This window comes from Streptomyces thermovulgaris, from assembly GCF_002155915.1.
Taxonomy (GTDB): domain Bacteria; phylum Actinomycetota; class Actinomycetes; order Streptomycetales; family Streptomycetaceae; genus Streptomyces; species Streptomyces thermovulgaris.
Genome location: NZ_MUME01000323.1, coordinates 1 through 11,307, shown reverse-complemented (window position 1 = coordinate 11,307; position 11,307 = coordinate 1). Strand labels below are relative to the sequence as shown.

Annotated in this window: 8 protein-coding genes and 2 tRNA genes; 8 read left to right on the top strand and 2 right to left on the bottom strand. The window is 70.8% G+C overall.

Annotated features, from left to right (window positions below):
- The 6 genes from CCN35_RS22505 to CCN35_RS22480 form a co-directional block, all read left to right on the top strand.
- Window positions 1-1,466, top strand: a 1,466-nt coding sequence (locus CCN35_RS22505) for an LCP family protein (RefSeq protein ID WP_086794096.1), incomplete at its 5' end; no start/stop codon positions are given.
- A gap of 89 nt (window positions 1,467-1,555) precedes the next feature.
- Entirely contained in the window at window positions 1,556-2,002 is a 447-nt protein-coding gene (gene rsfS / locus CCN35_RS22500) for a ribosome silencing factor (RefSeq protein WP_067389914.1), read from the top strand.
- Window positions 1,999-2,670: a histidine phosphatase family protein gene (locus tag CCN35_RS22495; protein WP_067389919.1), complete on the top strand. Its 672-nt coding sequence runs from the start codon at window positions 1,999-2,001 to the stop codon at window positions 2,668-2,670. Before rsfS ends, CCN35_RS22495 begins: the two co-directional genes overlap by 4 nt.
- A 122-nt stretch (window positions 2,671-2,792) precedes the next feature.
- Window positions 2,793-2,865, top strand: a tRNA-Ala gene (locus CCN35_RS22490).
- Between the two features lie 716 nt (window positions 2,866-3,581).
- Window positions 3,582-3,815 (top strand): hypothetical protein, encoded by a 234-nt coding sequence (locus CCN35_RS22485; protein WP_067389922.1) that lies wholly within the window; start codon window positions 3,582-3,584, stop codon window positions 3,813-3,815.
- 124 nt (window positions 3,816-3,939) lie between these two features.
- Window positions 3,940-4,012: transfer RNA gene (locus tag CCN35_RS22480), tRNA-Ala, on the top strand.
- Window positions 4,013-4,251: 239 nt separating this feature from the next.
- Here CCN35_RS22480 and CCN35_RS22475 read toward each other — a convergent pair.
- Together CCN35_RS22475 and CCN35_RS22470 are read right to left on the bottom strand one after the other, a co-directional pair.
- Entirely contained in the window at window positions 4,252-5,868 is a 1,617-nt protein-coding gene (locus CCN35_RS22475; protein WP_067389925.1) for an NADH-quinone oxidoreductase subunit NuoF family protein, read from the bottom strand.
- On the bottom strand, window positions 5,865-7,031 hold the full coding sequence (locus CCN35_RS22470) for a ferric reductase-like transmembrane domain-containing protein (RefSeq protein ID WP_067389928.1): 1,167 nt from the start codon (window positions 7,029-7,031) through the stop codon (window positions 5,865-5,867). Before CCN35_RS22470 ends, CCN35_RS22475 begins: the two co-directional genes overlap by 4 nt.
- 546 nt (window positions 7,032-7,577) lie before the next feature.
- On the opposite strand from CCN35_RS22470, the gene leuS reads away from it, so the two are divergent.
- Together leuS and CCN35_RS22460 are read left to right on the top strand one after the other, a co-directional pair.
- Window positions 7,578-10,451 (top strand): leucine--tRNA ligase, encoded by a 2,874-nt coding sequence (leuS, locus tag CCN35_RS22465; protein WP_067389930.1) that lies wholly within the window; start codon window positions 7,578-7,580, stop codon window positions 10,449-10,451.
- A gap of 176 nt (window positions 10,452-10,627) precedes the next feature.
- Window positions 10,628-11,307: hypothetical protein (locus CCN35_RS22460; RefSeq protein WP_107501083.1), on the top strand; the 680-nt coding region annotated here is incomplete at its 3' end.

The following is an 11,307-nucleotide window of genomic DNA, read 5'->3' as shown; positions in this document are numbered from 1 at the left end:
CCCCCCAGACCCCCTACGACCCCTACGGCCAGGCCGCGGCCGGCGCCGGCGGGCCCCGGACCCAGGCCGCCGAGCAGACCGCCCACATCCCGCAGCAGACCGGCCCCGCGGACGCCGACCGGGCGGAGCGGGGATCCGTCGACCGGGCGGCGCAGGAGTCCGACCGGGACACCGCGGGCGCATCGGAGTACCGCACCGAGCAGTTCGCCTTCGTCGAGGAGCCGACGGACAGCTCCGAGGACGTCATCGACTGGCTGAAGTTCACCGAGAACCGCACCGAGCGCCGCGAGGAGGCCCGCCGCCGTGCCCGCAACCGCCTCATCGCCCTGACGGTCGTCCTGGCGCTGGTCGCGATGGGCGGCGTCGGCTACCTCTGGTACGCGGGCAAGCTGCCCGGCCTGTCGTCGTCCGGCACCAAGGCCGGCACCGCGACCGCCGCGGGCGCCCAGAAGCGCGATGTGATCGTCGTCCACCTGCACAACACCGACAAGGGCGGCACCTCCACGGCGCTGCTCGTCGAGAACGCCGCCGCCAAGCAGGGCGCCACCGTGCTGCTGCCCAACTCCCTCGCCCTGACGGCCGACGACGGCAGCACCACGACCCTCGCCAAGTCGGTCCAGGACGACGGCTCCTCCGGCACCCGCGAACAGCTCGACACGGTCCTCGGCACCAGCATCCAGGGCACCTGGCGCCTGGACACCCCCTACCTGCAGAACCTCGTCGACCTGGTCGGCAACATCGAGGTCGACACCGACACCGACGTCCCCGACCCCGACGCCGGGAAGAAGGGCACCGCACCCCTGGTCCGCAAGGGCGAGGACCAGACCCTCAGCGGGAAGACGGCCGTCGCCTACGCCACCTACCGGGCCCCCGGGGAGGCGGAGGACGCCCAGCTGAAGCGGTTCGGGCAGGTGATGCAGAGCGTGCTGCGCAAGATGTCCTCCGACGCCTCGATCGCGACCACGACGGTGCAGACGCTGCAGCAGATCCTCGACCCCTCGCTCACCGACAAGGACCTCGGCACCTTCCTCGCCAGGCTCGCCGAGCTCGCCAAGGGCGGCGACTACCGGACGGAGCTGCTGCCGGTGCAGGCCGACGGCACGCTGAGCGCGCAGACCAGCGCCGAGATGGTCAAGAACATCCTGGGCGGCACCGCGAAGAGCCCCGACCAGTCCGCGGCCGTCCGGGTCTCGGTGCAGAACGCCTCCGGCACCAAGGACAACACCGAGAAGGCCCGCGTCGCCCTCCTCAACGGCGGCTTCACCTTCCTGGAGGGCGGTACCGCCTCCGCCGTCCGGGCGACGTCCACGGTCGTGTACTCCGAGGCGTCCGACAAGGAGAACGCCACCGAGGTCGCCAAGACCCTGGGGCTGCCCGCCACCGCGGTGACGAAGGGCACGGTGCCCTCCAGCGCCCGTGTCTCGGTCGTCCTCGGCCAGGACTACAAGCCCTCCTCGGGCCAGTGAGGTCCTTCCTCACGCGGTAATCCCGTGGGGCACCGTCGGCGGTCCGTGAGACCCTTGATGTCAAGTGACCGCCGACGGAAAGTCCTGTAGTGACCGCAACCGACCACTCTCTCGAACTCATCACCACCGCTGCCCAGGCAGCGGCCGACAAGCTCGCGCACGACATCATCGCCTACGACGTCAGCGACGTGCTGTCGATCACGGACGCCTTCCTGCTGGCGTCCGCACCCAACGACCGCCAGGTCAAGTCGATCGTCGACGAGATCGAGGAGCGTCTGCTGAAGGAGCGCGGAGCCAAGCCGGTGCGCCGGGAGGGCGACCGCGAGGCCCGCTGGGTCCTGCTCGACTACGTCGACATCGTCGTCCACGTCCAGCACAACGAGGAGCGCGTCTTCTACGCCCTGGAGAGGCTGTGGAAGGACTGCCCCGAGATCGAGCTGCCCCCCGACGCCAAGGCCACCCGGGGCAAGGCCGAGGAGTACGCCCGGCAGCAGGCCGCGCAGGAGGCGGCGGAGCTGGAGGGCGACCACCGATGAACGGCACCTCTGGGAGAACCGGCGGAGCGCCGGACCGGGGCCGCCGCATCATCCTGTGGCGGCACGGCCAGACCTCCTGGAACGTGGAGCGCCGCTTCCAGGGCAGCACGGACGTCGAGCTGACCGAGACCGGCATCGCCCAGGCCCGCCGTGCCGCCCGGCTGCTGGCCTCCCTCGGCCCCGACGCGATCGTCTCCTCCGACCTGAAGCGCGCCACGCGCACGGCCGCCGAGCTGGCCGCGCTCACCGGCCTGGAGGTCGCCCAGGACGAGGGGCTGCGCGAGACCTACGCGGGCGCCTGGCAGGGCCTGACGCACGAGGAGATCATCGCCCGGTACGGCGAGGAGTACGCCGCGTGGAAGCGCGGCGAGCCGGTGCGCCGCGGCGGCGGCGAGCTGGAGACCGAGGTCGCCGACCGGGCCGCTCCCGTGGTGCTGCGGCACGTGGAGAAGCTGCCCGAGAACGGCACGCTCGTGGTGGTCAGCCACGGCGGCACCATCCGCACCACCATCGGGCGCCTGCTCGGGCTGGAGCCCCACCACTGGGAGAGCCTGGGCGGCCTGTCCAACTGCTGCTGGTCCGTCCTCGGCGAGGGCGCCCGGGGCTGGCGGCTGCTGGAGCACAACGCCGGCACGCTGCCCGAGCCCGTCCTCGGCGACGACGACTGAGGCCGCTCCCGCCGCACGCGACCCGGATTTCACTTTCCGGCAGGTCGCAGGCTAAAGTTCTTCTTGTTCGCCCCGCCGAGCGGGGAGGAACGGAAGCCATGCGGCTTCGCCGCATGGAGCAAGGGGCTATAGCTCAGTTGGTAGAGCGCCTGCATGGCATGCAGGAGGTCAGGAGTTCAATTCTCCTTAGCTCCACAGCTTCAGGAATCGGCCGACACAGGCCGAGCCGCCGAGAACCGGCAACGGGAATCCCGTCCCTCTGGGACGGGATTTTCTTGTACCCCGCCTGCGTCCCCGTGCGGCTGCCCCGTGCGGCACACCGCGGGCCGGACCGGCTCGGCACCACCGGTGGACGGCGCCCCGGCACCACGGGCGGACGGCGTCCCGGACGGGCGCCGGGGACGGCGCCGCCGCCTTTGACGGGACGCGACGGCGGTTCCGGTCCGGCGGGGCGCGGCGACGGTCCGGCGGCGGGCGGCGACGAGCGGTGACGGTCCCGCCCGGCCGGTGCCGGGGTGTTCGGCGCGCTGTTCCCACGTCGGCTTGAGTCACTTGGAGCCCAGAGGCGTATACCTCTGTGAAGACGCTTTCGGAGGGCGCACACGCGCCGGCCGGGGCGGTCACGGCAGGTGTGTCGTGGCCGTACTGGTACCAAAGCGTCGCTGACCGTACTGGCCCCGCCGTGGCAGAATCAAACGGCCGGAAGGGGGCGCGACCCGACGGGAGGAGCAGGGATGCCAGCGAGCATCATCGGGGAGGTCGGTCACCTCCTCGGTGTGGCGTTGATACACGACACGACCACCCGACTCGTGTGCCCTTCCCGCAGTTCTCTCCGCGCGGTCCGAGCCCTCGGCGGCAACGGCGAGACCCCGTACGTGTGCACGACCTGCGGCCACAGCTGGAGCTGACCCATGGGAGCACACAGGAGAAAGTGCGACTGGTGCGGTAGCGGCACCCCGATCGTCCGCGACATGGAACCGATCAACCCCGACTACCAGTACTGGTGCGAGGAGTGCGCGCGGGCGCTGATCATAAAGGGCGACCCGATCGAGGTCTATCGCGAGCTGGAGGGCGAGCCGATCTACGGTCGGCTCCTGGACGAGCTCTGCACGCTCAAGCGGTTCTACTCCTTCGTGGCGGCCTGACGCCGCCCGCTCCGCCCGGTCCGGCCGGCCCGTTCCGGCGAAAGCGGAAACCGATTTGGTGTTCCACCCCCTGGACCGTGTAATGTTGGCGTCGTCGCCAGGGAGACCGGGCGGAACAACCCAAGGGGCTATAGCTCAGTTGGTAGAGCGCCTGCATGGCATGCAGGAGGTCAGGAGTTCAATTCTCCTTAGCTCCACAGCACGTGAGGGCGAGTCATCGGGACGGTGGCTCGCCCTCGGCGCGTGTCCGGAACAGGACAGGTCCGGCTCCTGTGCGTGTCCGGTCCCTGTGCACCGGTCCCTGCGTCTTCGGCTCCTGTGCGTCCGGCCCCTGTCCGGCCGTGCACACGGCTGCACACGGCGGTGTCCGGGGCGACGGCGTACGAAGGAAGGCGGGCCACCCCCAAAAAGAGGGTGGCCCGCCTTCGTGCGTGGCTCAGCGGCCCAGGGCGCGCCGGCCGCGGCCCTGGGAGAGGACCGGCAGATTGCGGCTGCGGGACGGGGCCTGCGACCGGGTGTCCTCCTCGATGCGCAGGGCCAGCGCCGGGCACCGGCGGACGGCCCGCATGGCCTTGGCCTCCGCATAGCGCGGCACCGGCGCCTGGGCGACGGTCGGGAATCCGTCGGCGCCCAGTTCGAAGACCTCGGGAAGGATGTCCGCGCACAGGCCGTGGCCCCGGCACAGCGTCCAGTCGACGAAGATCTTCTGACGGCTGGCGCCGGTCTCCTCCGGCTCTCCGCCTCCCGGGATGCCCGTGGGGGCCCTGCCCCCCTCGAAGAGCGGCAGAACGCCCTCCACGGGCCGTCCGCAGCCGTTGCCGAGGACATGGGCGGCCAGGTCGTCCGTGAACGCCTTGATGGTCGACTCCAGGAACATCGCCGACCCGTCCGGGTGCGAGCACGCGCCGCGCCGCTTGACGTTCTTGGCGACCTGCTTGAGGGCCTCCAGGGCGGCCGGTCCGCCGCCGTTGAGGATGTCCTCCATGCCGCGCGCGGCGGCCGGCAGACCGAGGTAGCAGGGGCCGCACTGGCCCGCGCTCTCCTCCGCCAGCCACTTGGCCACCTGCAGCGCCTCACCGAGCGGGCAGGTCTCCTGGCTGATCGGCAGGATCGCCCCGGCGCCGAGCGAACCGCCCACCGCCTCCAGTGAGTTGCGCGAGATGATCGCCTCGTTCACGGTCGCCGCGTCGATCCACTTGCCGTGGTAGCCGCCGGTCAGCACGCCCTGCGGCACCGGCGGCGCACCGGCGAGCTGAAGGACGTAGCGCAGGGGCACGCCCGTGGGGACCTCGATCACCATGGGGCGCGCGACGGCACCGGAGACCGTCAGCATGACGGTGCCCGGCTCGTCGTACAGGCCGGTGTTGCCGTAGCGCTCCGGACCGAGACGGGCGCCGATCGCCAGCTGGGCGAAGGTCTCGGCGTTGGACAGCAGCGTGGGCGCGCCGTCCACGCCGCTCTGCGAGGCACTGGTCTTGCGGCCCGGAGGGATCGCCGGGCCGCCGTTGATGGAACGGATCAGCGAGGCCGCCGCGCCGGTGACCATGCGCACCGGGTTGCGCTGCACACTCGCCCGCAGGGCCGACCTGCGGCTGTTGCTCAGGCCGCGCTCGGCGAGCGCGGCCTCCATCGAGCGCTGGGTGGACTCCCTGGTGACGCCCACCACGAGCATGCGGGCGCCGAGGGCCTCCGCACACAGCAGGGCGCCGTCCAGGATGAGGTGCGGAGCACGGTTGATCAGAACCGTGTCCTTGCGGCAGGCCGGCTCGTCCTCACTGCCGTTGACGACGACGACCGGCCGCACGCCGCGTTGGATCGCCGCCTTGGCGACCGAGCGCAGCTTCTTGTGGAAGGGGAAGCCCGCGCCTCCGCGGCCCCTCAGCTTGATGGCCTCGGCGAGCTGCGCAAGCTGCTCGCCGCTCATCGGCTCGAGCGGCCCGTGCACCTTCAGGTGCATGGACAGATCGAGCCGCTCGACAAGGTCGAAGCCCGACGTGAGCTGGGGAAGGCCGACCACGCGGACTTCGGGGACGTCGGGCAGGGCCTCGTTCACCTATAGCCTCCGGAAGGCGTGTTCCAAGGTTCGCCCGAACCCGGTGCGTTCTGGGAAGCACCGGGGGGTGTGGATGGGGTGGGACCGCTGTTGTACGTATCGCTCGGGTTGTACGTGCCGTAGGGCGTGTTCGTCTCACCGGTGTCGCGTACATCACGTCCGCTGTACGTGGTCGCGCCCGAACTGTTGTAGGTCGGGATGTTGTATCCCGTGTCGTTCAGGGGGTCGTAGGCCGACGGGGGCGCCTCGCCGACGGGCGGCGGGGAGGGGATCGGCCAGCCGCCCGCCGCGCCGCCGGCGCCGTCCGTACGCGGCATCGCCTCGGTGGGCTGCGTGCCGGGAGAGGACGGGGCGGTCCGGTAGGCCGCCGCGAAGCCGGAGGACTCCGAGGAGGCGGCGGAGGCGGAGGCGCCGTACAGCGACGAGGAGCCCGTCGCGCCGGTGCGCGAGGACTTCGCCCCGCGGTCCCCGAAGCCCGGCAGCGCGGACTCCGCGACCCTGGCGCGGCTTGCCTCCAGGGCGTCCAGCTCGGGCCGCTCCCCGGCGTCCAGGTACGACATCAGCCGGTTGGAGAGCTTGCGCTTGAACGACATGGGCGACGCGCGCACGATCAGGACCGCCAGGACGCCCAGCACGGACAGGCCGTAGAGGATCATGAAGATCGGCTTGGCCGCACGGCCCGCGTACAGGCCGTGGATCAGCGCCGCGCACCAGGCCGGGTAGGCCAGCATGTGCATCGACCGCCACCGTGCCGCCACCGGGGCCGGGGTCGCGAAGCGGTTGCGCAGCACGCCGGTGGCGCCCACGAAGAGCATGAGCAGGGCGGCCACGCTGCCGAGACCGATCAGGAAGCCCCTGCCGAGGGGATCGTCGTCCGTGAGGAGGAGCCCGAAGGGGATCACCGCGGCGATCCAGGTGGTGTGTTCCGTCACCAGCTTCGTCACGATGTGCACCAGGAGGAACACGATGGAGGCGACCGCGGTCACCCGGTGAACGGCCTGCGCCGCGATCCGCAGACGGATGTTGAGCAGGATCCGGTCCTGGGCGATCAGACCCCAGATCACCGAGCAGGAAAGGTTGACGAGGGACAGGACGCCGGCACCGAAGTTGAGGAAGTCCAGGATCGTGTTGTCCAGCGTGCTGCCGTTCGCAGTAGTCGTCACGGCATGCCTCCCGTCGGCACGAAGGGGGGTATGGACGGCAGGGCAGCAGCCGGCAGGCCCGTTCCGGGCGGCGAACTACTGTGAGAACGAGGGTTCATGGGGGCGACTCCGAGCGGTTCGGGAAAGCGGTCCCGAGAACGAACTCTAAGCGGCTCCCAAACCGAGCAGTACGCCAATCAGGTTATTGCCTTGTTATCAAGGGGGCTCCCGGGGATCGGGTTGTCCCGATAGGTTCCGATGCGCCGGGTAACCCTTGAACCTCGTCCACGTTTTCGGAACCCGCACAAGCGGACTCCCGTCGTCCCCGCGGAGCGCCGGCGTGCCGTTTCCGCTCCGTGGACGCTCGTCGCGCAGGGCTCGACGGCTGCGGTACCCTGACCCCATGCGTGCCGTATGCCTTCTGCTTGGCGAGCCGCGCTGATCAGTCTCGGCCGCCGGATCGACCGGTGGTCGGCATCGGCGCGGCGTCCCCTCCTGTGCGAGGGGATTTTTCATTTCCGAAAGTCGCAGCCGCGGGCAGAGACGATCGATGGAGCTTTGAGGATCATGAGCGAGACGAACCCCGCTGCCCCCTCCCAGGCGGTAGCACCGCACCGCTACACGGCCGCCCTGGCGGCCGAGATCGAGGCACGCTGGCAGGACTTCTGGGACGCCGAAGGCACCTACGCCGCGCCGAACCCCAAGGGCGACCTGGCCGGGGACCCCGAGGTGGTCGCCAAGCCCAAGAAGTTCATCATGGACATGTTCCCGTACCCCTCCGGTGCGGGACTGCACGTCGGCCACCCCCTGGGCTACATCGCCACCGACGTCTACGCCCGGTTCCAGCGGATGACCGGCCACAACGTCCTGCACACCCTGGGCTTCGACGCCTTCGGCCTGCCCGCCGAGCAGTACGCCGTGCAGACCGGCACGCACCCGCGGGTGTCCACCGAGGCCAACATCGAGAACATGAAGGCCCAGCTGCGCCGGCTGGGCCTGGGCCACGACCGGCGCCGGTCGTTCGCCACGATCGACCCGGACTACTACAAGTGGACCCAGTGGATCTTCCTGCAGATCTTCAACTCCTGGTACGACGAGGAGGCGAAGAAGGCCCGCCCGATCTCCCAGCTGATCGCCCAGTTCGAGTCCGGCGAGCGGGCCGTGCCGGGGCACACGCGCGCCTGGCACGAGCTGAGCAAGGTCGAGCGCGCCGAGGTCCTGGACCGGTTCCGCCTGGCCTACGCCTCCGACGCGCCCGTCAACTGGTGTCCCGGCCTCGGCACCGTGCTGGCCAATGAGGAGGTCACCGCCGAGGGCCGCTCCGAGCGCGGCAACTTCCCGGTCTTCAAGGCCAAGCTGCGCCAGTGGAACATGCGCATCACCGCCTACGCCGACCGGCTGCTGGAGGACCTGGAGGAGCTGGACTGGCCCGAGGCCATCAAGCTGCAGCAGCGCAACTGGATCGGCCGCTCCGAGGGCGCCCGCATCGACTTCCCGATCGACGGCGAGCGCATCACGGTCTTCACCACCCGCCCGGACACCCTGTTCGGCGCCACCTACATGGTGCTGGCGCCCGAGCACCCGCTGGTGGAGAAGTTCACCCCGGCCGCCTGGCCCGAGGGCACGCGCGAGGCGTGGACCGGCGGCCACGCCACCCCCGCCGAGGCCGTCGCCGCCTACCGCGCGCAGGCCGCCTCCAAGTCCGACGTCGAGCGCCAGGCCGAGGCCAAGGACAAGACCGGTGTCTTCACCGGCGCGTTCGCGACCAACCCGGTCAACGGCGAGCGGATCCCGGTCTTCATCGCCGACTACGTCCTGATGGGGTACGGCACCGGCGCGATCATGGCCGTTCCGGCGCACGACTCCCGCGACTTCTCCTTCGCCCGTGCCTTCGAGCTGCCGATGCGCTGCGTGGTGGAGCCGAACGACGGCCGGGGCACGGACCCGTCCACCTGGGACGACGCCTTCGTCTCGTACGACGCGAAGGTCGTCAACTCCGCCGGCGACGACGTGAAGCTGGACGGACTGAGCGTCACCGAGGCCAAGGCGCGCATCACCGAGTGGCTGGAGCGCAAGGGCATCGGCGAAGGAACCGTCAACTACCGCCTGCGCGACTGGCTGTTCAGCCGCCAGCGCTACTGGGGCGAGCCCTTCCCGATCGTCTACGACGAGGACGGCGTCGCCCACGCGCTGCCCGAGTCGATGCTGCCGCTGGAGCTGCCCGAGGTCGAGGACTACTCGCCGCGCACCTTCGACCCCGACGACGCCGACACCCAGCCCGAGACCCCGCTGTCGCGCAACGAGGACTGGGTCAACGTCACCCTGGACCTGGGCGACGGGCCGAAGAAGTACCGCCGCGAGACCAACACCATGCCCAACTGGGCCGGCTCCTGCTGGTACGAGCTGCGCTACCTGGACCCGCACAACTCCGAGAAGCTGGTCGACCCGGAGATCGAGCAGTACTGGATGGGCCCGCGCGAGGGCATGCCGCACGGCGGCGTCGACCTGTACGTCGGCGGCTCCGAGCACGCCGTGCTGCACCTGCTGTACGCGCGCTTCTGGACCAAGGTCCTGCACGACCTGGGACACGTCTCCTCCTCGGAGCCGTTCCACAAGCTGTTCAACCAGGGCATGATCCAGGCCTACGTCTACCGGGACAGCCGTGGCATCGCGGTGCCGGCCGCCGAGGTGGAGGAGCGCGACGGCGCGTACTACTACAAGGGCGAGAAGGTCTCCCGGGCGCTGGGCAAGATGGGCAAGTCCCTGAAGAACGCCGTCACCCCGGACGAGATCTGCGCCGAGTACGGGGCCGACACACTGCGCCTGTACGAGATGGCCATGGGCCCGCTGGACGTCTCCCGGCCGTGGGACACGCGCGCGGTGGTGGGCCAGTTCCGGCTGCTGCAGCGGCTGTGGCGCAACATCGTCGACGAGAACACCGGCGAGGTCACCGTCGTCGACGCCGAGCCCGACGAGGCGACGCTGCGCGCCCTGCACAAAGCGATCGACGGCGTGCGCCAGGACCTGGAGGGCCTGCGCTTCAACACCGCCATCGCCAAGATCACCGAGCTGAACAACCACCTGACCAAGGCGGGCGGCCCGGTGCCGCGCTCCGTCGCCGAGCCGCTGGTGCTGATGATCGCGCCGCTGGCCCCGCACATCGCCGAGGAGCTGTGGCACCGGCTGGGCCACACCGACTCCGTCGTCCACCAGGACTTCCCCGTCGCCGACCCGGCGTACGTCGTGGACGAGACCGTGACCTGCGTCGTCCAGGTCAAGGGCAAGGTCAAGGCGCGCCTGGAGGTCTCCCCGTCCATCACGGAGGAGGAGCTGGAGAAGATCGCGCTGGCCGACGCGAAGGTCGTCGAGGCGCTCGGCGGCGCGGACATCCGCAAGGTGATCGTCCGGGCGCCGAAGCTGGTCAACATCGTGCCGGCGTGAGCGTGACCGTGCCGGCGTAATCGTGCGGGCCCCCGGGAATGAGCATCTCGGGGTGGTCCCTTACGGGCAGGTTCGGGGTTCGTCCGGAACCCGGGACCTGCCCGTAGCGTTTACCGTAAAGAGGCGGTGCAAGCAGGCCGTACGACCCGAGCCGCCGCAGCCGGAGGAGGAGAGCCGTGGAAGTCGTCGTCACCGTCTTCGCCCTGCTCTTCGTGCTCTTCCTGGCCCTCGGCGTCTACGCCACGGTGAAGGTGGTCGGCGCCGCCAAGCGCGGTGTGGACCGCACCCTCACCCAGGCCCGCCGCGCGGTCGAGGACCACACCCTGCGGGCCAAGTCCTTCGCCCAGCCCGGCCCGGCGGGCGAACTGGCCCAGCTCCGGCTCGGCCTGCGCACCTCGATGCGCGCCACGCAGGACGCCCTGCACGCGGGCGTGCGCGAGGACGCCTCCCTCAAGGAGTCCCTCGCCCTGTTCGAGCGCCTCAGCGCACTCGGACACGAGCTGGACGACGAGCTCAAGCGCCTGGAGGGCGAACCGGACCGCGCGAGGCTCGCCGAGCGGCTCCCCACCCTGCGCGAACGCGTCCGGCGCATCACGGAGTCGGCCGACTCCCTGCGCTGGGCCGCCCGCGACCGCGCCCACCGCTTCGCCGACGACGAGCTGGAGGCGCTGAGGGCCCAGATCGACCTGGAGGCCGGCGCGCTGCGCCACTGGACCAGGGACGAGCCGCAGCAGACCGCGCCCGGGTCCTGGCCCGAGCCCCCGGCCGCCGAGGCGGCCCCGCAGACCTGGGCCGAGGAGCCGCGGCAGTCCTCCGGACAGGAGACGACCCGCCCCGCCATCACCCCGCCGGGACC